The following is a 23,934-nucleotide window of genomic DNA, read 5'->3' as shown; positions in this document are numbered from 1 at the left end:
CGGTCGGCTCTGGAAGATGGGTACAGACGAGAGCGATCGTTCCACACCCGGAGGGGGTGGCTGATGGCCCGCACCGTGGCGTCCGATGATGCCGTCGACCAGTGCAAGGGGGCTTTGACCAGCGCGGAAGCAGCCGCGCAGCACATCGTTGAGTCGTGCTTGAAAGACGGTCCGGTAGGGCCCGTCGGTCTTGAGATCGAGGCGCACTGCTACGACATGGCCGATCCGTACCGCCGACCCGGCTGGGACGAACTCACGGCCAGGATCGCAGAGCTCCCGCCGTTGCCCGGCGGGAGCCTCGTCACGGTGGAGCCCGGCGGCGCCGTCGAACTGTCCGGTCCGCCGATGGCCGACACAGCCGGCGCGGTGTCGGCGATGGCGTCGGACCGCGGCGTGCTCCGGGCCGCGTTCGCCCAGAACGGACTCGGGCTGGTGCTCCTCGGCGCCGATCCGTTGCGGCCCGCCGGTCGGGTGAATCCCGGCGCGCGGTACTCGTCGATGGAGCAGTTCTTCCGCGACAGCGGGACCGGTGACGCCGGCGCCGCGATGATGACGTCGACAGCGTCGGTCCAGGTCAACCTCGAGGCGGGACCGCGCTCAGGATGGGCAGATCGGGTGCGGCTCGCGCATGCGCTGGGCCCAACCATGATCGCGATCGCTGCCAACTCGCCTCTCCTCGGCGGCGGCTTCACCGGATGGCGCTCCACGCGACAACTGATCTGGAGCCGTTTGGACTCGGCACGTTCCGGACCGATCCTCGGCGACGACGGCGACGACCCCGGAAGCGACTGGGCGCGCTACGCGCTGAGGGCACCGGTGATGCTCGTGCACCAACCGGACCCGACACCCGTCTCGCAGTGGGTGCCGTTCGCGGACTGGGCCGACGGTCGGGTGCGCCTCGGTGACCGTCGCCCGACGATCGCCGACCTCGAATACCACCTGACCACGCTGTTCCCGCCCGTGCGGCCGCGCGGTTTCCTCGAAATCCGCTATCTCGACAGCGTGCCGGACGCGCTCTGGCCGGCGGTCGTCGGCGTGCTCGCCACCCTCCTCGACGACCCCGCCGCCGCCGACATCGCCGCCGCAGCGACCGAATCGGTGGCCACGGCATGGGACCGTGCCGCCCAGCTCGGACTGGAGGACCGGCGGCTGCACGCTGCCGCCACCCGGTGCGTCGAGGCCGCAGCCGAACGAGCGCCTGCCGAACTTGAGGAATCCATGTCGCTGCTGATGCGTTCGGTGGAGCAGGGACGCAGCCCGGCCGACGACTTCGCCGACCGGGCAGTGAAATACGGGATCGCCGGTGCGGTCAATCAATTGGCGCGAGGAGAGTTGTGACGACGCGCGAGACGCTCGCCGGTGAACTGACCAAAGCCAGGGATCGCACGCTGCGGCTCGTCGATTTCGACGACGCGGAACTGCGCCGCCAGTACGACCCGCTGATGAGCCCGCTCGTGTGGGACCTCGCGCACATCGGCCAGCAGGAAGAACTCTGGCTGCTGCGGGGCGGCGATCCCGACCGGCCTGGTCTGCTCACCCCGCAGGTCGACCAGCTCTACGACGCGTTCGTCCACTCCCGCGCCGCCCGGGTCGACCTGCCGCTGCTGCCGCCGACCGACGCGCGCAACTACTGCGCGACCGTCCGGGGCCGGGCGCTGGACAAGCTCGAGGCGCTGCCCGACAACCACCCCGACGCCTTCACCTTCGCACTCGTGACCAGCCACGAAAATCAGCACGACGAGACGATGCTGCAGGCGCTGAGCCTGCGCACCGGAGCGCCTCTGCTCGACCGTGGAAGGCCTCTGCCGCGCGGTAGGTCCGGGCTGGCGGGCACATCGGTCCTGGTTCCGGCAGGAGAGTTCACGCTCGGGGTGGACGCCGCCACCGAGCCGTTCTCCTTGGACAATGAACGCCCCGCGCACACCGTCGACGTCCCCGCCTTCCGTATCGGACGTGTGCCGGTGACCAACGGCGAGTGGCAGCAATTCATCGCCGACGGCGGATACCGGGAGCCGCGCTGGTGGTCGCACGCCGGGTGGACGCATCGGCAGCAGGCCGGCCTGACCGCCCCGCTGTTCTGGAATCCCGACGGCACCCGGACCAGGTTCGGTCATGTCGAGGAGATCCCCGCCGACGAACCGGTCCAGCACGTCACTTACTACGAGGCTGAGGCGTTCGCAGCCTGGGCGGGGGCCCGCCTGCCCACGGAGATCGAGTGGGAGAAAGCGTGCGCGTGGGACCCCGAATCACACAGCCGGCGCCGATATCCCTGGGGCACAACACAACCCAACGCCGAGCTGGCCAACCTGGGCGGTGAAGCACTGCGGCCGGCGCCGGTCGGCGCCTACCCGGGCGGAGCCTCCGCCTACGGGGCGGAGCAGATGCTCGGCGATGTGTGGGAATGGACGACATCACCGCTGCGGCCGTGGCCCGGCTTCACTGCGATGGTCTACAAGCAGTACTCCGAACCCTTCTTCGAAGGCACCACCTCCGCCGAGTACCGGGTGCTGCGCGGATGGTCCTGGGCGGTTGCCTCGGGCATTCTGCGTCCCAGCTTCCGCAACTGGGACCATCCGATCCGTAGGCAGATCTTCTCCGGCGTCCGTCTGGCCTGGGATGTGTAGACATCTGGCGTGGCTCGGCGAGCCCGTCTCGGTGGCATCGCTGGTGCTCGAGCCGTCGTCGGGACTGCTGGTGCAGTCGTATGCCCCGCGCCGCCAGAAGCACGGCCTGATGAATGCCGACGGTTGGGGCGTCGGCTTTTTCGACGGTGGCGTACCTCGGCGGTGGCGCAGCGCCGCACCCCTGTGGGGTGACGCGTCGTTCGCCTCCGTCGCGCCCGCGCTGTCGAGTGGCTGCGTGGTCGCCGCGGTCCGGTCGGCCACGGTCGGCATGCCGATCGAGGCATCAGCGTCGGCACCGTTCAGCGACGGCACCTGGCTGCTGTCCCACAACGGAATCGTTGATCGCGCGGTGCTGCCCGCCGCGCGGCACACCGAATCGACCAACGACAGCGCGCTGCTGGCGGCGTTGATCTTCGACCGCGACATGGAGGCGCTCGCGGACACGATCACCGGCGTCGCCGCCGACGACCCGAACGCGCGGCTGAACATTGTGGCGGGCAACGGTTCCCGGCTTCTGGCCACCACCTGGGGCGACACGTTGTCCGTCCTCCGCCGCGACGACGGGGTGGTCCTCGCCAGCGAACCTTACGACGACGACCCCGGGTGGCAGGAGATCCCGGACAGGCACCTTGTCGAGGTCGAAAATTCGCGCGTGCACCTGACACCGCTGAGAGGATCGTGACGATGTTCGCACTGGAAAACTATCTGGCTGCCGACGCCGCCGAGGAGGCGCTGCGTCGCGACGTCCGGCACGGACTATCGCAAAGCCCGAAAACTCTGCCGCCCAAGTGGTTCTACGACGCAGCAGGCAGCGATCTGTTCGATCAGATCACCCGCCTGCCTGAGTACTACCCGACGCGCACGGAGGCGCAGATCCTCAAGGCGAGGGCCACGGAGATCGCCGATGCGTCGAACGCCGACACGCTCGTCGAGCTGGGCAGCGGGACGTCGGAGAAGACGCGCATGCTGCTCGACGCGCTGCGCGACGGTGGATCGCTGCGCCGGTTCATCCCGTTCGACGTCGACTCCAGCGTGCTGCGGGCAGCCGGCGCCGCGATCCAGAACGAGTACCCCGGTGTCGAGATCGAGGCCGTGTGCGGAGATTTCGAGGAACACCTCGGCAAGATCCCGCGGATCGGCCGGCGCCTCGTCGCGTTTCTGGGCTCGACGATCGGCAACCTGACACCCGGGCCCCGGGCCGAGTTCCTGGCATCGGTGTCGGAGATGATGCAGCCGGGCGACGCGCTGCTGCTCGGCACGGATCTGGTCAAAGACCCGGCTCGGCTGGTGCGCGCCTACGACGACAGCGCGGGCGTAACCGCGCGTTTCAACCGCAACGTCCTCACGGTGGTCAACCGCGAGCTCGGCGCCGACTTCGACGTCGAGCAGTTCGACCACGTCGCGGTGTGGAACGCCGACGAGGAGCGCATCGAGATGTGGTTGCGCTCGACTCGTGCGCAGCGAGTCCACATCGCGGCACTGGATCTCGACATCGACTTCACCGACGGCGAGCAGATGCTGACCGAGGTGTCGTGCAAATTCCGGCCCGAAGGAGTGGAGGCCGAACTGGCCGCCGCGGGTTTGCGCCGGACCCACTGGTGGACCGACGACGCCGGCGATTTCGGACTTTCCCTTGCGGTGAAGTGATGGAATCGGTGTCATGACGCTCGCCGAGACCTGGCGCGCCGCGCGCCCGCCCGCCGCCGGAGTGCACGTGGACAGCGCGGCCTGCTCGCGCCAGAGCTTCGCCGCCATCGAGGCCGCTTCCCAGCACGCCCGTCACGAGGCCGAGGTCGGCGGCTACGTCGCCGCGCAGGCCGCGGCACCGGTACTCGACGCCGGCCGCGCCGCCATCCGCGCCCTGCTCGGGATGCCCGATGCCGGCGTCTCCTTCACCACCGGATCCAATCATGCGCTCGACATCCTGCTCGGGGACTGGACGGGGGAGCGGACGGTCGCGTGCCTACAAGGCGAGTACGGCCCCAACCTGGCCATCATGGCCCGGCACGGTTTTGACATCCGGCTGCTGCCGGTCGATGAGTTCGGTCGCCTCGACGTCAACGCGGTCGGGGCTGCACTGGCTCACCATCCGCCTGCGCTGGTGCATTTCACGGTGTTGGGCAGCCACAGCGGAATCGTGCAGCCGGTCCATGCGATGGCCAGCGCGTGCCACGGGCACGGCATTCCGATGTTCGTCGATGCAGCGCAGGGTTTCGCGCATTTGAGTATGGCTGACATCGGCGCCGACGCCGTCTACTCGTCGTCACGCAAATGGACCGCGGGGCCGCGGGGGGTTGGCTTCCTGGCCACTCGTCCCGGTTTGCTGACAGATTCGACGCGGGAACGGCTCGGCCATGCGGAGACGAATGTCGGCCTGCAGGTCGGATTTTCGGTCGCGCTGGGCGAGCACGTCGCCGCAGGCCCCAGCGCGGTGCAGGCTCGGCTGCGAGAGGTCGGTGCGGCCGCCCGCACGGCGCTCGCCGAGGTACCCGGTTGGCGGGTGATCGAACACGTCGACGAGCCGAGCGCGATCACGACCCTGCAGCCACCCGATGGCGTCGACGGCGCACAGGTGCGGGAGCGCCTGATCGCCGAGCACGGCATTGTGGCCACATATGTCGGGATCCAGCGTGCGCCGCGCCAGATGCATCATCCCGCGCTGCGGATCTCCCCGCATGTCGACGTCACCGACGACGACCTCGCCGCCGTTGCCAAGGCCCTGACAGCCGTCACGCGCTGAGTGCGCCGTCGGTCGACGGAATTGCCGGGCACCGATTAAGCAGATTGCGCGCCAGCTCCGCGACCCGAGCTCGATCGAACGTGATGACGGTTTCGAAGCGACGATCGTTTTCCTGGGCAGCGCTTCCGGGTGGTTCCAGCTCGCGAGCGATCAGGGCTGCGGCGGTATCGGGACCGATCACCACCATGTCCCATTCCAGCGTCATCGGGTCGTCCACGCCGATGTCGACCCATCGCAGGGCCGAGTCGAGTTCGTCTACGGCGTTCACGGCGAAGGCGACGACGAGCGGCGACCTCTTCGCGAGCGCGGTGAAGTTCTTCCGCGTCTGGCCGCGATAGTTGCCGTGCTGTTGGAGGGTGAAGAGCACGATCGGCGGACTTTCGGCCGCTGATGCCAAACGCTCGAGGTGGCGCGACAGTTCGATCAAGGTTCGCTTGCGCATCGTGCGTGCACCGCTGTGCGTAATCGCCAGTTCAAAGGGCGTCAGGGATGTTTCGGGCTGACCGGTCGACGGCGGCAGCTGCGGAACGCCGGAGCTGCGATCCACCGCGCCCAGAGCGCCGGGGCGGCCGAACCGATAGCCCTGCCCCAGGGTGGCACCGTAGGCGAGCGCCTGCTCCAGATGCTCGTCGGTCTCGATGCCCTCGGCCAAGATGGTCGCGCCCGTGCGTTCGTGATGGGCGATGACGGCGGCGATGGTCCGCGCCTGCAGCTGATTGGGTTGCCGCTGAACGAGTCTCAGATCGATCTTCATCACGTCGGGGGAGATGATGTCGAGCAACGCCAGCGAGTCCGGATGCGCACCGATGTCGTCGAGTGCGATCATGCCCCCCAGGGAGCGCAGTGCAGCCACCTTTCGGAGCAGCGCCGGGGGATCGCGCAACAGTCCCCGCTCGGTCAGTTCGAACATCAAGCTGAAGTTGCTGACCGCTTCTGACAGCGCGGTACCCGCGGGCACGTCGATGCCCGCAGTAGTCGGCTCGCAGTTGACCAGCAGCAGCATGCCTGCAGTCGAGGGGACGTCGAGTGCGGCGCGCGCCGCGGAGCTGATACACGCGTGGTCGAGTTGGTCCAGTCGGTCCGTCGCCGCGGCATGAGCGAACACGTCCGCCGGCGGGGGAGAGTTCAGGGACGGCCAGCGCGCCAACGCCTCGTAACCGACGACCACTTCATCCGGGAGTGTCACCACGGGCTGGAAGGCGGGTACCAGACCGCGCCCCGACACAGCGGCATCCAGCTGCGTCGTCGACAGAGCGCTGAAGGACTGAATGTCGGACTCGTCTCGTAGCAGTTGGTTGACGGTTTCACCATTGTGTACCCAACACCCGAGGAAGTTCAGTGTTTGCCGACGTGTCGATGACCGCGCTCAGGCGGGCAGCCGGGCCTGCTGCAGCGTCACGGGCATCTGGCGCACTCCCGGCACCATCGTGGCCTGCATTCGCACGACGTCACCGTCGAGCTCGATGTGCTCGAAGCGCCCCAGCAGTTCCTCGAACAGTACGCAGGCTTCCAGCCGCGCCAGTTGAGCCCCCAGACACGAGTGCTCCCCGCATCCGAAGGCCAGATGCGGGTTCGGGTTGCGGGTGATGTCGAGGTGCTCGGAGGTGGGGCCGAACACCGCTTCGTCACGGTTGGCCGATCCGTACAGCATCGTGACGTACTGCCCTTCCCGGATCAGCCGTCCTCGGATTTCGACGTCGCGGGTGGCGCAGCGGGTCATGTTCGCAACCGGTGAGGTGAATCTGAGCAGTTCTTCGACCGCCGACGGGATCAATTCGCGGTGCTCACGCAACAGCTGCAGCTGATCGGGGTGTTCGATGAGCGCCAGCGTTCCCAGCGCGATCAGGTTGCGCGTTGTCTCGTTCCCTGCGATCAGGAGTAGCAGACAGAACTGCAGGAGGTCCTGATCGCTGAGGCGCACGCCGTCCACCTCGGCGGCCACCAGCACGGACAGCAGATCGTCGGCATCGTTGAGCGCACCGGTGCGGCGCAGCGCGATCAAGCCTTCGAAGTATTGGTAAAGCTCACCCATCGCGGCGAACGTGTCGAGCTCGATCTCGGGGTCATCCATTCCCACTGCCGCATCCGACCATCGGCGGAACTGTTCCCAGTCCTGGTCGGGCGCGCCCAGCAGCTCCGCGATCATCCGGGTGGGCAGCGGCGCCGCAATCTGTTCGGCGAACTCGATGCCCGCTGTCGGGTTGATCGCGTCGAGCGCCGACCGCGCGAAAGTGCGCAGTTTCGGCTCGAGGACGGCGACCTGGCGGCGGGTGAATCCCGAATTGATCAGCTTGCGCAGCTGTCGGTGCCGGGGCGGATCGGTGAAGATCAGGCTGCCTTCCATCACCGGGTTCTCGATCGCCGGATCTGGAACGGTGATTCCCCGTGCCGACGAGAACAGAGCGGGATTGGTCGAGACGTACCGAACGTCCTCATATTTGAGCAGCCCCCAGAAGCCGTGCTCGTCGTTCCAGTGGACGGGGTCGGTGGCGCGCAGCTCCCGGTAGGCCGGAAATGGATCACCTGAGTAGAACGCCGGTGAGTGCAGCGGATAGGACATGGCGATCTCCTTGTCGGGGCGAGCGAAGCGACGGGGTGAAGTTGTCGGGGCGAGCGAAGCGACGGGGTGAAGTTGTCGGGGCGAGCGAAGCGACGGGTGTCACGGGGTGGACGGACGGCAGGTGCGCAAACCCGCGAGGATGATGCGCAGGCCCTGATCGAATCTGGCGTGGGCCTCGTCGGAGCCCGCGCCATGTAAATGGTGTTCGAGCTGCACCGAGCCCAGCAGATGGATGTACAGGACGACGTGGGCGGCGTCGAGATCCTCGGCAGGCCAACCGGACTCGGCCATGATGGTCTTCGCGGCGTGGTCCATGGTTCCTGCCAGGCCGGCCAGCGAGCGCTGCTGCAGCAGGGCGGCGATCCCGGGGACTTCGACCATGGCCCGCCACGCGTTGGTGTGGAGTTCGGCGATGCGCTGCTCCCAGTCACCGTCGGTCGGGATGGCGATGCCGCCGAGCACTGACTCGGCGAGCAGATCGAGCAGTGCCGCCTTGTCTTTGACGTGGTAGTACACCGACGACGCCGACGTACCCGCCTCGGCTGCCAGCGCCCGCATCGTCACGTTCTCCACCCCGACCCTGCGGGCCAGCTCAAGCAAATGCTTGACCAGGTGTTCACGGTCCAGCGCGCCGTAGGGAAGCACAGACACCGTCCTGCGGGTTCTGGGCATCGCGAGCCTTTCGAACATCGTTCGGTTTCGAACGTTGTTCAAATACAAGCATCGGGATCCACGTGGGTCAAGAGTCGGGTGCGAGGTGACGCACTTGTGGTCATCCCCCCACCACGAGTGGGAGGGATGTGCCGGGATGACGGCTGCCAAGGACGAGTCCGAGGATCGCCCACTTCCTGATGATGTCGACGATCGCGCTGCGCATACGGGTACCCCTCCAACCAGGTAGGTAGCGCCCTGCCCGGTCGAGTGCACTTGTGCTGCCCGACGATTCGGTCTTGCCCTCGAGCTGTTCCGTGGCTCACACCCGCGTGCCTAGCTTGGTGTCCGATACCCGTGCTGCATCGGACAGCGAGCCTCGAGAGGACCAGCCATGAAGGTCGAAGATCTCCTCAAGCCCTTCCCCATCAAGGAGTTTCACCCATTCCCCCGAGCCATGATGGGTCCGGGCGCCCACGAGATGGTCGGCCCCGAGGCACTCAAGATGGGGTTCAAACGAACCCTGCTGATGAGCTCGGGTCTGCGCGGCACCGACATCGTGCACAACATGGCCGAATCGTTGAAATGGCACGGTCTCGAGGTCGTCGTCTACGACCAGGTGGAGTCCAATCCCAAGGACTACAACGTGATGGACTCGGTGAAGCTCTACCAGGAAAACGAGTGCGACAGCTTCATCTCCATCGGTGGCGGCTCCACCCACGACGCCTGTAAGGGCGCCCGCATCTCTATCGCCCACGACGGCCGCAACGTCAACGATTTCGAGGGATTCAACAAGAGCGAGAATCCGAAGAACCCGCCACACATCGCGATCTCGACGACGGCGGGCACCGGGTCGGAGACGTCATGGGCCTACGTCATCACCGACACCACGACCGACCCCGACAACCCGCACAAGTACGTCGCCTTCGACGACGCCTCGGTCGCCACGCTGGCCGTCGACGATCCGGTGCTCTACTACGAATGCCCGGTCGACTACACGGCGCAGTGCGGCTTCGACGTTCTCGCGCATGCTTCGGAACCTTACGTCTCACGACTGAACTTCGAACCATCGCTGGGCAACGCGATCCGCGCCATCAAGCTGACCGCCGAGAATCTGCGCGAAGCCACGTGGAACGGAACAGATCTCAAAGGCCGCGAAGGCATGATGTACGCGCAGTACATCGCCGCCCAGGCCTTCAACTCCGGTGGTCTCGGCATCATCCACTCGATCTCGCATGCCGTGTCAGCGTTCTACGACACCCACCACGGCCTGAACAACGCCATTGCCCTGCCCCGGGTGTGGGCGTTCAACATGCCGGTGGCCTACAAGCGGTTTGCCGACATCGCGCAGGCGATGGGTGTGGACACCTACGGCATGACCGATGTCCAGGCCGCCGATGCCGCGCTGGCCGCGGCTATTCGACTGCTGCGCGACGTCAACATCATCGAACGCTTCGTCGACGTCAAGCAGGACAGCTACTCGAAGAACCGGCTGGGCCAGGGCCCGACGAAGTTCTACGAGAACGCCAAGGTGATCAAGGGTGACAAGGCCGACGTGGATCGCATCACCAACCATGTGCTCGGTGACGCCTGCACGCCGGGCAACGCCAAGGAATGCACCTTCGACACGGTGCGACCGGTGGTCGAGCACTGCATGAACGGCAGCCTCGACGAGCTGCTGCCCTGACCATGTACTCATCTGTTGACGAGGTGCGCGAGGCGCTCGCCGGGGAGGGCTACCTGGCCGACGAGCGTCTCGCCACCACGGTGTTCCTGCAGACCCGGCTGGACAAGCCCCTCCTGATCGAGGGTCCGGCCGGCGTCGGAAAGACCGAACTGGCGAAGGCTCTCGCTGCGGCGACCGGCCGGCGGCTCCTGCGGCTGCAGTGCTACGAAGGTCAGGACGAGACCAAGGCGCTCTACGAATGGGACTACGGCAAGCAGCTGCTCTATACCCAGATCCTGCGCGAGAAGATCGGCCAGATCGTCGCGGACGCCCCGGATCTGGGGGAGGCGGTCGAGCGGATCGGCGCCCAGGAAAGCGTGTTCTTCTCCGACCGATTCCTCGCACCGAGGCCGCTGTTGGAGGCGGTGCGCTCCGAGGAGCCGGTGGTTCTGCTCGTCGACGAGATCGACCGCGCGGACGAGGCATTGGAGGCGGTGCTGTTGGAACTGCTTGGCGAATACCAGGTTTCGGTTCCCGAGATCGGGACATTCATTGCCAAGCATGCGCCCTACGTCATCCTGACGTCGAACAACACCCGCGACCTGGCGGCTGCGCTCAAGCGCAGGTGTCTGCACCTGTTCCTGGACTACCCCGCAGCAGAACGCGAGTTGGAGATCGTCCGGTCGAAGAACACCGGACTCTCCGACGCCCTGGCCGGCGAGCTCGTCGATATCGTCCGCGGGCTGCGCGAACTCGAACTCCGCAAGGCGCCCAGCATCTCGGAGACCATCGACTGGGCACGCACCCTGGCGGTGCTGGGTGTCGACGAACTCAACGCCCGGATACTCTCGGACACCGTCTCGGTGGTGGTCAAGTACGACAAGGATGTCCGCAAGGCACTCGATGCGCTGCCACGCCTGATCGATCCGAACGCGAAAGTGCCCTCTTCGCTTGGGCATTCGCACGGCCATGGTCACACACATGGGCATGGGCACAGCCATGACCACCATGACCACCACGATCACGATCAAGACGACGGACCGGCGGTGCGGGCGGCGAAGGACAAGCCGGGACGCTTCACCGACGGGTACTACGGGACGCCGAAGAAGGCCGGGCAGGAGTCGGCCACCGCGACACTGGGCCGGCGCAGGGCACTGTAGCCATGGAGGCGACCCTGCACCGGTTCGTCCGCCTGCTCCGTCTCGGCGGGGTGCGCGTCTCGGTCCCTGAGGCGCTCGACGCGATGCGGTGCGCCGGGCAGCCCGGTGTCTTGTCCTCCCGCACCGTGCTGCGCACCGCTCTGCGCGTGGCCCTGGTCAAAGATCAGCGCGACGAACCCGTCTTCAATGAGATCTTCGACGCGTTCTTCTCCCTGGTCCGGGTGGGAGGTGACGACGACGGCCACGGGCACACGCACACCCACGACGACCTCGTCGACTCGGGGGAGCTCGAATCCTTCACCCTTTCCGAAGAGCCAAGTGAGACACCGGAACCCGGCCACGAGCACGGGAAGCCGTCGAGCATTCGTGACTATTTCAAGCAGGAGGATCTGGCGCAGCGCTACAACCTGCACCAGGAGGCCAACAAGATCGACCTCGCCGCGCTGACCGACGAGATCACCTTCTCCAAAGACGCCCGCGACGGCGCCGACGATTCCTACCGGGTTCAGTTGGCCACCGACCGATTGGCAGGTGCGGGATCGGCAGGTGAGCTTGCGACGTCGGCGGGCACATCCGTAGACGCCGAGCTCACGATCGCCGAGCAGGATGCCCTGCTGGGATGGTTGGAAGACGAAGTGTGCTCCGCGGGCGATGAATTCGATGCCGCCGCGCTGCGCAAGCGGCTGGCGGGCGTGCTGGAGAACCTGCCGCAGGCGCTGAAGCGCCACCTGGAAGCGTTACTCGCGTTGGAGAACACGATCGTCGAATCGCGCGAACGGCGGGAAGCCCGCGTCGACCGCATCGGGGAGCATGAGCGCGCCGAACTCGAGGACTCGCTACGCAGGCTGGCCCGCACCCTGCACGGCGCACTGACCCACCGTCGCCGCACCGCGGCCGCCGGCCGGGTGGATCCCGGGCAGACGATGCGCCGCAACATGCGTTTCGACGGCGTGCCGTTCAAGCCGGTCACGGTGCGGCGCAGCGAGGACCGTCCCCGCCTCGTAGTGCTGGCCGACGTCAGCCTCTCGGTGCGGGCCACATCGCGGTTCACGCTGAACCTCGTGCACGGGCTGCAGGATCTGTTCACCCAGGTGCGGTCGTTCGTGTTCGTCGCCGACGTCGCCGAGACCACCGAGCTGTTTCGCGACCATTCCAGCGAGAAAGCTCTCGGCCTCATCTTCGGCGGCGATGTGATCGATGTGGCAGCGAACTCCGACTACGGCAGCGTGTTCGGCGAGTTCCTCGCCGAACATTCGTCTGCCGTCACCCGCCGCACGACGGTGCTCGTGCTGGGAGACGGCCGCAACAACGCCAAGGACGCGAACCTGGCGGCGTTCGAGGAGATCACTCGGCGCGCCCGCGAGACGGTGTGGCTGACGCCGGAGCCGCGATTCTCGTGGGGCCTGGGCAGCTGCGACCTGCCGTCCTACGCGGAGTTCTGCGACCGCGTCCGGGTGGTCAGAGACCTGACGGGACTGGATACAGCGGCGCACGACTTCGCGGCCGAAGCGGTTGGGAGGTGACGCGACGGGGTCGTACGCTGGACCGGACAGTGTTGTCCGGGTCACAGTCGGTGCGCCCGGAGCGGACGGGGCGAGGCGAGGCAGTGACAACGGCGGACACCGGCGCGAGGGCGGCGAAGGCGCGATACGCGGCGCTGCATCCCGATCACGACCGCGGATGCGCGACGACACCGTCACGCCTCCTGAAGTTCCACGCACCCGAGATCGTCTTCGGCATCGACTCGATGGTCGAGGCCGCGCACGCGGCCATCCGGCTGGGCGCGCTGCGCCCCATGCTCGTCACCGACCCCGGCCTCATCGAGGCGGGCTGGTCGGACGAGATGCTCACACATCTGGCCGACCAGGGCGTGCAGGGTCGGGTCTGGAGCGATCTGACGCCGAACCCGAAGGACCACGAGATCGCGGCGGGCTTCCAGACGTACGCCGAGCACGGGTGCGACGTCATCGTCGCGGTCGGAGGCGGTTCGGTGATCGACGCCGCCAAAGGGGTGGCGATTCTGGCTTCTAACGGCGGCGACATCCTCGACTACGAGGGTGTCGACAAGGCACAGATGCCGATTCCCCCTTTGGTGGTCGTGCCGTCGACATCCGGCACCGGAGCCGACGTCTCGCAGTTCTGCATCGTCACCGACACCGTCCGCAACACCAAGATCACGATCCTGGGACGGGCCCTGGTCCCCGACATCACCGTCATCGATCCGCGGCTGTTGACGACGATGCCGCAATGGCTCAGCGCCGCCACCGGACTCGACGCGCTCACCCATGGCATCGAGGCGTTCGTGTCCTTGGGACACAACCAGCTCACCGACCACCACGCACTGCGGGCCGTGCAGATGGTGACCGACAACCTGGTGGCGACCATCGAGCGTCCCCACGAGATGCCCGCCCGTGTCCTGATGGCACAGGCCGCGCTCGAGGCCGGATTGGCCTTCACCAACGCGATCCTGGGCGCCGCGCATGCGATGAGCCATCAGGTCGGCGGACTGCTCGACCTGCCCCACGGCGTCATCAACGGCGTGCTGCTGCCGCACGTGATCCGGTTCAACGCCGAAGCCGATCCGGAGCCGTACCGCGAGATCGCCCTCTGCCTCGGCGTCGCCGATCCCGGTGCGCCCGCCGCTGAAGCGGCCCTCGCGCTGGCTGAGCGCATCGACACGCTGGCCCGCGATGTCGGGGTGCCGCGCGGTCTCGCCGAACTCGGTGTGCACGAGGACGATCTGTCGCGGCTCGCGAAAACCGCGCTGCAGGACGCATGTATGAGCACCAACCCGCGGGAGGCCGACGAAGCCCAGATGCGGGCATTGTTTCAGGCGGCGATGTGACCGCGGCCGACGCCAGAATGCCGGACCTGGCCAGACTCACCGGCCTGCGGACCGGAAAGGGGCGCTTCTACCCCGAATTACGCGTCACCGCACAACGATTGGACCGCGTCGTCGCCGCGTTGGACACCATCTCGCGCGCGCTGGTGCAGACGATCGACGGCCCGGAGAATCTGGTACGCGCGGTGGCCGAGGCGGCACGGGCGAACCTCGACGCGGACTGGGTACTGCTGGCGCTGGCCGACGGAGCGCTGCCCGAGGCCAGCGTGCGCCACCTCATCTTGGACTCCGCCGGCGTGGCCTATGCGTTCGAAGGGCTTTCCGGGGCCGAGGATCCCGGCCAGTCGCTGCCCGATGTCGTACTGAACCGACTGAACGACATCCTGCGTGGGCAGCTGGCGCAATTCCGGCAGCCCGTGATCGAGAGGCAGCATGCCCACGTGCCGATCGAACTCGACGGCGAGGTGATCGGTGCCTTCGCCGCGTGGACGCCCCCGCGCCGCAGCCTCGACGACACCGACGGCGTGGTGATGCGGATTCTCGCGAGCCAGACCGCGGTGGCCCTGCAGAATTCGGCGTTGTTCACCAAATCGGTTTCGCTACTGGCGCATTCGGAGGCGCGAAACGCGGAGTTGCTGGCGACCCAGCGTGAGCTCGGGGCCGCGCAGCGGCATCAGGTGCTCAACTCCGAGCGGCATCGCATCGCCCGCGAGCTCCATGACAGCGTGGCGCAGACGGTGCTGTCGGCGGGAATGCAGATCGAGGTGTGCCGCAGCGAGATCGGCAATCAGGACGGGGCAGGCGAGCTGGTGGGCCGGCTCGATCTGGCCAAGGATCTGACGCGCTCGGCCACCGAGCAGCTGCGCTCGGCGATCTACGCGCTGAACCAGCCGGGCGACGCGTGCCGGTCGAGCCTCGCGGAGATGCTCGACCAGCTGGCGACGGTGCACATGCCCGAAGACCTGCGGGTGTCGCTGCGCGTCGAGGGAGGCGCCGCGGAGCTCGCCAGCGACATCGAGCATGCGCTGTTGCGCATCGCGGGCGAGGCGCTATTCAACACAGCGATGCACGGCAACGCAACTCGCGCTGTGGTGCGGCTGTCATACCGTGATGATGCGGTCACCCTGTCCATCTCCGACGACGGCACGGGCGACCCGGCCAAGCTTCGTTTGATGCTGCGACTGGCCGAAGCCGCCGACGTCGACGGGCATCATCGCGGGCTGGCCAACATGCAGGCGCGCGCCCGTGAACACGGCGGAACGTTCGACGTCTACCGCTCCCGCATCGGAGGGGTGCGTGTGGTGGCTCGCATTCCACGGCCAGAAGGTGTGAGCACATGAAACCCATCAGGCTGGTCCTCGTCGACGACCACGCGATCCTGCGTCAGGGCCTGCGATCGGTGCTTGAACGCGCCGACGACCTCGTCGTCGTCGGCGAGGCGGCATCGGAAAGCGAAGCCGAGACGATCGTGCGCGCCACCGATCCCGACGTCGTGCTGCTGGATCTCAAGCTCTCGGCGGGGTCGGAGTTCGAAGGATTGACCTTGTGCGCCAAGCTGTCCGACGCTTATCCGAAGCTGGGCCTGCTAATCCTGACGACGTTCCTGGACGAGGATCTGGTGGTCCGGGCCGTGCACGCCGGTGCGCGCGGATACGTGGTCAAGGACGTCGACACCACCGAACTGGTGCGCGCCATCCGCGCGATCTCGGCGGGCGACAGCGCGTTCGACTCGCGCAGCGCAGCCGCGGTGGTGCGGTCGCTGTCGGGCCGCGCCGAACCGCGCCAGCAGCTGACCGACCGCGAGGTCGAGGTGCTGCGGCTGCTCGCAGCGGGGTTGTCCAACAACAAGATCGGCGAGAAGCTCTACATCTCGGCGACCACGGCCAAGTTCCACGTCAGCAACATCATGCGCAAGCTTGAGGTGAGCCGACGGGCCGAGGCGGTGTACGCGGCCAGCAAGCGCGGCCTTATCTAGCAGGTCTCGCCGTCGGCCCTTGCACCGCAGCCCTTGCACCGTTGCTCTTACACCGCGAGCGCGCGCGTCTGCACGCCGACACGCCGGTGCGCGCGTACATTTCGGCGCCGCTCGTCAGGGATGACCGCGCGCTCACCGCCGCGATGTGCGGCGTGTTGCTGTGCAGACGCGCGCGCTCGCGGTGCGAGTCAGCGGTCGAGGATCAGCCAGCCGCCGTGAAATTCATAGGCGCGTACGGATATTCCGCGATGACGCTCGGCCATGTCATCGGCCATCCGCCGCAGCGTCGTCAGGTCGAAGCGTTGGATGTGGCCGTAGCACTCCCGTGGCGAGTCCTCGAACGGCACGGCCACCACCACCCGGCGGCGCGCCAGCCGGACCGCTTCGTCGAGAACTGCGGTGATCGAGTCCGTCGGCAGATGCTCGATGAGGTGCAAGGCCGTCACGGTGTCGGCGCTGCGGTCGGGGAGCGGCACCGCGGCCGCGTCACACGCCATCGTGGTCAACGGCCGCCGCAGGTGTGAGCTGATCTGCTTGAGCAAGTGCATCACCGGATCGCTGAGATCAGTTGCCAATACGTCGATCCCACGCCGCGCCATCCTCAGCGGGAAGAACCCGAAGCAGGAACCGAGATCGATCATTCGATGGCCCTGGACCTGCCCGGCGGCCCAGGTGTGGATCGCGGCGAACGGGGTGGTGCCGTGTTCGAGTTTGTCCAGCGAGTTGCGATAGAACCGCAGCCACGCGGGCAGGCCGCCGTGAACGGTGGACCGCACGATGCCGGTGAAGACCAGTTCGAACTCCGATTGCCCACGCACGGCGCCGGTGTCGACGAGTTGTTCAGCGAGCATCACCGCCAGCTCATCGCACAGTTCGTCGGGTGTCAGGTTGTGCTCGACGCTCAAGTGACCGCCCTGGCGCTGCGCGCAGAAGCGTGGCGTGCAGACGGTGTGGAGACCGCTGTGCCGGCGATGCAGGCCCTGTCTGCGGGTCACCCGGACACCGTGACCGCTCCATGTGCCGTGCGGTGCCGGCGCAAGAGGATTGAGAACAGCTGTCGCCATGTCCGACAACGCTATTGCTGTGCACGGGTCCGATGCGCGCCCCGATTGGGTGTGATATGCGACCCGTCCGGATGGGTGGGAAACTGCCCATTCGGCGAGTCCGTTCCGGCGCCTGGCGTCTTAACGTCGTCGGTGAATGAAGGAGACGAGCATGTCCTGGTTCGAGACCGTCGCCGAAGCACAGCGTCGCGCGCAAAAGCGCCTCCCCCCCAGCGTCTACAAGGCCCTGGTCGCCGGATCGGAGAAGGGCATCACCGTCGGCGACAACCTGTCGGCGTTCGGAGAGCTCGGCTTCGCGCCGCACGTCGCGGGGCTTTCCAGCAAGCGTGACATGGCGACAACCGTGATGGGACAGCCCCTCTCGATGCCCGTGCTGATCTCACCTACCGGCGTCCAGGCCGTCCACCCCGACGGCGAGGTCGCGGTGGCGCGCGCGGCCGCGGCCCGCGGCGTCCCGATCGGACTGTCGTCGTTCGCCAGCAAGCCTATCGAAGAGGTCGCCGCGGCCAATCCGCAGACGTTCTTCCAGATGTATTGGACCGGCGGACGCGACAAGCTGCTCGCGCGAATGGAGCGTGCCCGTGCCGCCGGCGCGGTCGGCCTCATCATCACGACCGACTGGTCCTTCTCCAACGGGCGCGACTGGGGCAGCCCTTCGATTCCAGAGAAGATGGACCTCAAGGCGATGGTGCGGTTCGCTCCCGAGGGGATCCGCAGGCCGCGTTGGCTTCTCGAGTTCGCCAGGACAGGCCGCGTGCCGGACTTGACGGCTCCCAACCTCTCCGATGGCGGGCAGGCACCGACGTTCTTCGGTGCGTACGGCGAGTGGATGCAGACGCCGCTGCCGACGTGGGAGGACATCGCGTGGCTACGTGAGCAGTGGGGTGGGCCGTTCATGCTCAAGGGCGTGATGCGCGTCGACGATGCGAAGCGGGCCGTCGATGCCGGCGTGACCGCGGTGTCGGTGTCCAACCATGGTGGCAACAACCTGGACGGCACCCCGGCGCCGATCCGCGCGCTGCCCGCGATTGCCGAAGCCGTCGGCGACCAGGTCGAGATCGTCCTCGACGGCGGCATCCGCAGGGGCAGCGACGTCGTCAAGGCGGTCGCGCTCGGCGCCCGCGCGGTGATGATCGGCCGCGCATATCTGTGGGGTCTGGCCGCAGGCGGGCAGGCCGGTGTCGAGAACGTCCTCGACATCCTGCGTGGCGGAATCGATTCCGCGCTGTTGGGACTCGGTCTGTCGTCGATCCAGGAACTACGTCCCGAGGATCTGGTGATCCCGTCGGGATTCCGCCGCGACCTCGGAGTGTGAGGCGCTAGGACGCCTTGTGAGCACTTAGCAGGAACGCCTGCATCCGCATCCGGCCGGTGTCGTCGAGCATGTCCAGCGGTGGGGGCGGCATGCCGGGAATCTTCGGCACGTTCGTGTGGATGAGCGCGGGACGGATGTCATCGATGGTCCAGTACGTCGAAACCGTTTCGCGGAGTTCGATTTCCGAGACCTCGTTGGGGCCCTGCTCCATTTCGGGCGGGAACGCGCCCTTGGCGAAGACGAGCACGAAGAATCCCGCCCCGGGCGCGGCGGCCCGGTGCACCGACTGCAGGTACCCGTCGCGTGACTCGACGGGTATGGAGTGGAAGAGCGTGCTGTCCACGATGGTCGAGAACCGGCCGTCGAATCCGGTGAACGAGGTGATGTCGGCGGCGACGAAGGACGCGCGCTCCGACAGACCGCGCTCGGCGGCGGCCTCGGTGGCCGCCGCGATCGCCGTCGGGCTGATGTCGATGCCGGTCACCTTGTAGCCGTCGGCGGCCAGGGCCAGTGACAGCTCGGCGTGCCCGCATCCGGCGTCGAGCACCTCGCTACGGAACTTGCCGTCCCGCCACAGGGCGGCGAGTTCGGGCTGCGGCTCGCCGATGCTCCACGGCGGCGGTCCCTCGAACTCACTCTCGCCGCGATACACGTTGTCCCAGTCCATCACCTCGGCCATGGACGCCAAGGTACCCGCGGGACTCAGGCGGGCAGGTCCCAGGTGTGCACGGGCTCGTTGGCGTGCATCCGCTCGCAGTACAGCCGCAGCATCTCGGCCAGGGCCTCGGGCCGGCTCATCCCGCGACCTTGCAGTGCGGTGACCGTGGCGGATTGCCAGGCCGCGCCGTTGCGGCCCGTCTTGGCGCGTCCCTCGATCACCCCGAGGTAGCGGTCCCGGACTTCGGCGGAGACCTCCCAACGGCGCAGCCCGTCCTCGGCCAGCAGCAGGAGCTGCCGCAGGACGAGCTCGTCGGGCGTGACCTCACCGAGGCCGGGCCAGTACAGTCTGGCATCCATCCCGTGACGGGCAGCAGCGACGAAGTTGGCTTCTGCCGCAGCGAAACTCATCTTGGTCCACAGCGGGCGGTCTTCCTCGGACAATGCCCGGAGCACCCCGTAGTAGAAGGCGGAGTTCGCCATCATGTCGACGACCGTCGGGCCGGCGGGCAGCACGCGGTTCTCCACCCTCAGATGGGGCCGCCCGTTGACGATGTCGTACACGGGACGATTCCAGCGGTAGATGGTGCCGTTGTGCAGGCGCAGCTCCGACAACTCCGGGGTGCGACCCTCTGCGAGGACAGCGACGGGGTCCTCCTCGGAGAGTTCGGGCAGCAGCGACGGGAAATACCGCACGTTCTCCTCGAACAGGTCGAAGATCGAGGTGATCCAGCGCTCCCCGAACCACACGCGGGGACGGACGCCCTGCGTCTTCAGTTCGTCGGGGCGGGTATCGGTGGCTTGCGCGAACAGCTCGATGCGCGTCTCGGCCCACAGGTGGTGGCCGAAGAAGTACGGCGAATTGGCGCCGAGGGCCAGCTGCGGACCGGCGATCACCTGGGCGGCGTTCCAGTTGTTGGCGAAGTCGGCCGGGGACACCTGCAAATGCAATTGCATACTGGTGCAGGCTGATTCAGGGGCAATGGAGGCAGCCTGCAGGCTCAGCCGTTCAGGCCCGGCGATGTCGATCATGATGTCCTCACCGCGGGCGGTGAAGATCGAATCGTTGAGCGCCTGGTAGCGGACCGACTCGCTCATCCAACTGCCCGACAGGTGCTCGGGCATCAGGGTCGGCAGGATCCCGATCATCACGATGTGCGAACCGTCGGTGTTGGCCTTCGTCTCGGCGGCGTTAAGACTCGCGCGGACTTCGTCTTCGAGGTCGAGAGCGGCCCGCCCCGGCAAGCGCCGAGGCGGGACGTTGAACTCGATGTTGTAGGCGCCAAGCTCGGTCTGATACGCCGGGTCGGCGATCGCCTCCAGCACCTCGGAGTTGTTCATCGCCGGCTGATATGCGGAGTCGACCAGATTGCACTCGATCTCCATGCCGGTCAGCGGCTTCTCGAAATCGAAGCTGGACTGGGCCAGCATCGTCTCGAACACGTCGAGACACAGCTGCACTTTGCGGCGGTACTCGCGTCGGTGCGCGCGACTGAACTCGGCCTGCTTCAGTTCTTCGCCCACGGGACCGAGCCTAGTGAAGGTTCAGCTGATAAGCCGGTGATCGGAAGATGTGGTCGGGCCGACTCGTGGAACCTGACCTTAAAACTTCCCTGTCAGGCCTTATGGCGCCGGGCGCGCGTCAGCCGGCGTTGGATGAGGTGAATCATTGATGTCGCCCCTCTGTTAGATCGTAGTCTGGATGCGGTGTTCAACCGCGGCGGAAGCCGCGGGTCAGTCGTCTGTGAATTTGTCGGATCATCGGAAGGTCACTCTCCTTTCTGGGTTCGAGCCGGGAGATGTTCCACTGTCGCGATGTTCGCAACTGAGCCGTCTGCGCGTACAGCGAAGCGGGTATGCGGTCATAGCCGATGTCGCCGGGCGCGCATCAGCCGGCGATGCAGATTCAAGATCACAGATTTCTCCGTTGGTTAGTTCTGACCAATCTCGGGGTCCGCCGTGGCTGTGGGCGTCGCACGAGGTCCGAGCATTGGCAGAGATGTCGTGAGGTGCTTCGGTCCAGATCTCGACTCATGAGTCGGCTCCATTCGAAGACGACTGCTACATCTTGCTGCGTCGGGCGCGGGTTAACCTTCGTTGCATTTGCCGCATCAATTGAGGCTTTCCTTTTCAGATTCGTGTTCGTGCCGGGGTCAGCGGCTGGTGCGTCGTCCGCGGGCGAGCCGTCGGTGCAAATGTCGAAGCATCTACTTCCTTCTGATGAAGTCGACTGCTGAAGTCGAGTCGGCGTGTTCGGGATGGGCGCAGCTGTCGCTAGCTTCTGTGGCGTCGCGCGCGTGCGAGCCGACGCTGCATGAGCCGGAGCATTGAGATCACCCCCGGTGGCGTCGCGCGCGGGTGAGGCGCCGCTTTATCTTGAGAATCATGTTGTCCTCTGCAGTATTTCGATGTCCGTCTAGATCAGCCGCTGTGCAGCCGACCGAGCACCAGCTGGCTTCCCAAGACTCCAATCGTGTTGTGGATGATGGCCTTTGTCTGAGGTGCAACCTGGGCTTTCGGCTGGCGTTGCGCTCAACTCCGGTGACGCTGGTCTCGGTTCGATCGCCATCGCAAGTGCTGGATCAGTTTCCTGATCCGTTCTATCTGCATTCGTTGGTCAGCTTCGGCCGCGCCTTCCGCGGGCTAGCCGGCGTCCCATGCATCGGATCATCCGATCCTCCTTTCGATTCACGCGTGAGGTGTTAACCCCTGCTTCGTCGCCCTCGAGCCAATCGCCGATTCATGTGCCTTAGCAATTTGTCACTTCCTTCAAAGGTGTTGTGAGATTCTGTCTTAGCGCGCATTGCGTCGCCCGCGAGCGAGTCGGCGTTGCAGTTGTCGAACCATGTGATCACCTCCCCTCAGCTGTCTCGAGACTCGATCGTCAGCTTCGACTGCGCCGTCCGCGGGTCAGTCGCCTCTGCATGTGGTGGATCATGTGCTCACCTCCTTCTGTTCCGCGGTCGTCCGTTATCGGCTGTTGCGCCTGCCGCGCGTCAACCGGCGTTGCAGCTGGCGAAGGGTGTTTACTTCTCGGTTCTCGTGATTCATGGAGACACTGTCGCGGCGCGTTCTTGGCGGTTTCTTGGAGCCCTCAAGACGGTGCCGGTGTCCTGCCTCTTCGCTGGTCATCGGCCGGTTATGGTCAGCATGGGATTTCTGCGAAGGGGGCTCATCGGGATGACGACACCGGGACCGGCGTTCATCGTGCTGGGACCGCTGCAGATGTCGGTCGGCGATTCACCCGTTCCTGCAGGGACGCCCAAGCAACGTGCCGTGCTCGCCGCGCTGTTGGTCAACCGCAACCGAGTAGTGGCTACGGACTCGCTCGTCAGCGCCGTCTGGGGCGAGGAGCCGCCGTCGGAGTCGCGCGCCAGCCTGCACGCCTACATCTCCAACCTGCGCCGCCTATTCCGTACCGGCGGCGCCGACGGCCGCGACATCTTGCAGAAGGCCGCGCCGGGCTACCGGCTGGTCGTCGCAGACGCCAACGTCGACGTCGGCCGGTTCAACCAGCGCCGGAGCGAGGGTCTCGAAGCTGCGGCAGTGGGCCGATTCGAGGATGCGAGCGTCCACTTCGAAGCCGCGCTCTCCGAGTGGCGCGGTGAGTTCCTCGAGGATCTTCGCGACTTCGGGTTCGTCGAACCGCTTGCCGTCGCGCTGACCGAGGACAAAGTCTCGGTGCACACCGTGCACGCCCAAGCCGAGATCGCCTGCGGACGTGCCGAGTCCGTGATCAGCGATCTCGAAGAGCTCGTGGCGACGCACCCGTTCCGTGAGCCGCTCTGGGCACAGTTGATGACCGCTTACTACGTCACCCAACGCCAGTCAGACGCGCTGGAGGCATTTCGCCGCCTGAAATCACTGCTGGCTGACGAGCTTGGGATTGACCCGGACCCCAGTGTCCGTGACCTCCACGAGGCGATCCTGCAACAGCAGCCATTGAACGTCGAGCGCTCGGCCAAGACGACCGCCGCCGACACCTTGATCGCGACGGCACACCACCTGGCCTTCACGCCGTCATCCGGCGCAGCGCTACGGACCGATGCCGGCACCGTCTACCCGGTCGCCGGTCCGGTCACGAGAATCGGTCGACACAGCGGAAACGACATCGTGATGACCGATCCAAGAGCTAGTCGCTACCACGCCGTCATCCTCTATACCGGCTCCGGTCACGTCATCAACGATGCGGGTTCCGCCAACGGAATATTGCTGCAAGGCATAAAGGTTCAGGGAAACGCCGCATTGGCCGACGGTGACCGGATCATGATCGGCGACACCGCGCTCACTTTCGAGATAGACCGTTCCTCCGGCGGGTAGCCGCCTCCTAGAAACTTCCAAGCGCACCCCGCGACCCTTCGGTCAGTGAGGGCGCAAGGAGGTGGGAAGACATGATCCGACGGATCGAACGCCGGCTGACGAGAGGTCGACGCGGCAGTCGCTGGCCCTAGGTCCTGCCGCCTCACGGTCCACGATTCGCTGCTGCTGAGGGGACAGTAGCGATGACGACTCACGTGGGGCGGCCCTGTCTCGGAACGCACGAGAATCTTGGGGGAGATTCGAGTGCCGTTCCAACCATCCCCCGGGTGCGTCCGCTTCTCTGCGGCGCACCCGGGGTGATGTCAAGGCCCTTTAGAAAGCTCCAAGCCCTACCGCAGACCGTATGAGCACACCGACGAC

General features: G+C 66.5%; 19 protein-coding genes. 13 read left to right on the top strand and 6 right to left on the bottom strand.

Annotated elements, in window-relative coordinates:
- Window positions 1-63: 63 nt before the first annotated feature.
- Genes egtA through egtE form a run of 5 tightly spaced genes read left to right on the top strand, consistent with a single transcriptional unit; the run spans window position 64 to window position 5,364 of the window.
- On the top strand, window positions 64-1,338 hold the full coding sequence (gene egtA, locus AWC12_RS15770) for an ergothioneine biosynthesis glutamate--cysteine ligase EgtA (protein ID WP_085175366.1): 1,275 nt from the start codon (window positions 64-66) through the stop codon (window positions 1,336-1,338).
- Window positions 1,335-2,624, top strand: a complete 1,290-nt coding sequence (gene egtB, locus AWC12_RS15765; protein ID WP_085175365.1) for an ergothioneine biosynthesis protein EgtB — start codon at window positions 1,335-1,337, stop codon at window positions 2,622-2,624. Before egtA ends, egtB begins: the two co-directional genes overlap by 4 nt.
- Window positions 2,617-3,306 (top strand): ergothioneine biosynthesis protein EgtC, encoded by a 690-nt coding sequence (gene egtC, locus AWC12_RS15760; RefSeq protein ID WP_085175363.1) that lies wholly within the window; start codon window positions 2,617-2,619, stop codon window positions 3,304-3,306. The genes egtB and egtC overlap by 8 nt, the downstream gene beginning before the upstream one ends.
- Window positions 3,307-3,308: 2 nt before the next feature.
- Window positions 3,309-4,271 (top strand): L-histidine N(alpha)-methyltransferase, encoded by a 963-nt coding sequence (egtD, locus tag AWC12_RS15755; RefSeq protein WP_024447164.1) that lies wholly within the window; start codon window positions 3,309-3,311, stop codon window positions 4,269-4,271.
- Between the two features lie 13 nt (window positions 4,272-4,284).
- Window positions 4,285-5,364 (top strand): ergothioneine biosynthesis PLP-dependent enzyme EgtE, encoded by a 1,080-nt coding sequence (gene egtE / locus AWC12_RS15750; protein ID WP_085175362.1) that lies wholly within the window; start codon window positions 4,285-4,287, stop codon window positions 5,362-5,364.
- Here the strand turns inward: egtE and AWC12_RS15745 are convergent.
- The 3 genes from AWC12_RS15745 to AWC12_RS15735 form a co-directional block, all read right to left on the bottom strand.
- On the bottom strand, window positions 5,354-6,601 hold the full coding sequence (locus AWC12_RS15745) for a sensor domain-containing phosphodiesterase (RefSeq protein WP_272937888.1): 1,248 nt from the start codon (window positions 6,599-6,601) through the stop codon (window positions 5,354-5,356). The two genes, egtE and AWC12_RS15745, sit on opposite strands and share 11 nt — an antisense overlap.
- Window positions 6,602-6,730: 129 nt before the next feature.
- Window positions 6,731-7,924 carry a cytochrome P450 gene (locus AWC12_RS15740; protein ID WP_200865002.1) on the bottom strand — a complete coding sequence of 398 codons (1,194 nt, stop codon included), beginning with the start codon at window positions 7,922-7,924 and terminating at the stop codon, window positions 6,731-6,733.
- Between the two features lie 99 nt (window positions 7,925-8,023).
- The gene (locus AWC12_RS15735; protein ID WP_036465120.1) at window positions 8,024-8,596 is read right to left on the bottom strand and encodes a TetR/AcrR family transcriptional regulator; all 573 of its coding nucleotides are present in this window, start codon (window positions 8,594-8,596) and stop codon (window positions 8,024-8,026) included.
- A 373-nt stretch (window positions 8,597-8,969) separates the two neighbouring features.
- On the opposite strand from AWC12_RS15735, the gene mdo reads away from it, so the two are divergent.
- From mdo to AWC12_RS15705, 6 genes are all read left to right on the top strand, one after another.
- Entirely contained in the window at window positions 8,970-10,262 is a 1,293-nt protein-coding gene (mdo, locus tag AWC12_RS15730; protein WP_024447001.1) for an NDMA-dependent methanol dehydrogenase, read from the top strand.
- A 2-nt stretch (window positions 10,263-10,264) separates the two neighbouring features.
- Window positions 10,265-11,401 carry an AAA family ATPase gene (locus tag AWC12_RS15725; protein ID WP_036465089.1) on the top strand — a complete coding sequence of 379 codons (1,137 nt, stop codon included), beginning with the start codon at window positions 10,265-10,267 and terminating at the stop codon, window positions 11,399-11,401.
- A gap of 2 nt (window positions 11,402-11,403) precedes the next feature.
- Window positions 11,404-12,924 carry a VWA domain-containing protein gene (locus AWC12_RS15720; RefSeq protein WP_085175358.1) on the top strand — a complete coding sequence of 507 codons (1,521 nt, stop codon included), beginning with the start codon at window positions 11,404-11,406 and terminating at the stop codon, window positions 12,922-12,924.
- A gap of 134 nt (window positions 12,925-13,058) precedes the next feature.
- Window positions 13,059-14,246, top strand: a complete 1,188-nt coding sequence (locus AWC12_RS15715) for an iron-containing alcohol dehydrogenase (protein ID WP_234814036.1) — start codon at window positions 13,059-13,061, stop codon at window positions 14,244-14,246.
- A 17-nt stretch (window positions 14,247-14,263) separates the two neighbouring features.
- The gene (locus AWC12_RS15710) at window positions 14,264-15,583 is read left to right on the top strand and encodes a MadS family sensor histidine kinase (protein WP_085175462.1); all 1,320 of its coding nucleotides are present in this window, start codon (window positions 14,264-14,266) and stop codon (window positions 15,581-15,583) included.
- Window positions 15,580-16,218 (top strand): MadR family response regulator transcription factor, encoded by a 639-nt coding sequence (locus AWC12_RS15705; RefSeq protein WP_085175354.1) that lies wholly within the window; start codon window positions 15,580-15,582, stop codon window positions 16,216-16,218. The genes AWC12_RS15710 and AWC12_RS15705 overlap by 4 nt, the downstream gene beginning before the upstream one ends.
- A 188-nt stretch (window positions 16,219-16,406) precedes the next feature.
- On the opposite strand, the gene mftM is transcribed toward AWC12_RS15705, so the two are convergent.
- Window positions 16,407-17,282 (bottom strand): mycofactocin oligosaccharide methyltransferase MftM, encoded by an 876-nt coding sequence (gene mftM, locus AWC12_RS15700; protein WP_110808647.1) that lies wholly within the window; start codon window positions 17,280-17,282, stop codon window positions 16,407-16,409.
- 151 nt (window positions 17,283-17,433) lie between these two features.
- Here mftM and mftD point away from each other — a divergent pair, with 151 nt between their 5' ends.
- Window positions 17,434-18,597, top strand: coding sequence for a pre-mycofactocin synthase MftD (mftD, locus tag AWC12_RS15695; protein ID WP_036465117.1), 1,164 nt, complete (start codon window positions 17,434-17,436; stop codon window positions 18,595-18,597).
- Between the two features lie 4 nt (window positions 18,598-18,601).
- On the opposite strand, the gene AWC12_RS15690 is transcribed toward mftD, so the two are convergent.
- Together AWC12_RS15690 and AWC12_RS15685 are read right to left on the bottom strand one after the other, a co-directional pair.
- Window positions 18,602-19,276, bottom strand: a complete 675-nt coding sequence (locus tag AWC12_RS15690) for an SAM-dependent methyltransferase (protein WP_085175350.1) — start codon at window positions 19,274-19,276, stop codon at window positions 18,602-18,604.
- A gap of 23 nt (window positions 19,277-19,299) precedes the next feature.
- Window positions 19,300-20,778, bottom strand: coding sequence for a glutamate-cysteine ligase family protein (locus AWC12_RS15685; RefSeq protein ID WP_085175348.1), 1,479 nt, complete (start codon window positions 20,776-20,778; stop codon window positions 19,300-19,302).
- 1,656 nt (window positions 20,779-22,434) lie between these two features.
- On the opposite strand from AWC12_RS15685, the gene AWC12_RS15680 reads away from it, so the two are divergent.
- Window positions 22,435-23,574, top strand: a complete 1,140-nt coding sequence (locus AWC12_RS15680; protein ID WP_085175460.1) for a BTAD domain-containing putative transcriptional regulator — start codon at window positions 22,435-22,437, stop codon at window positions 23,572-23,574.
- The last annotated feature ends 360 nt before the right edge of the window (window positions 23,575-23,934 follow it).

The sequence above is a fragment of the Mycolicibacterium iranicum genome (genome assembly GCF_002101705.1).
GTDB lineage: Bacteria > Actinomycetota > Actinomycetes > Mycobacteriales > Mycobacteriaceae > Mycobacterium > Mycobacterium iranicum.
Note: the sequence above shows the minus strand (reverse complement) of the source record. Positions and strands in the feature narration are given on the sequence as shown.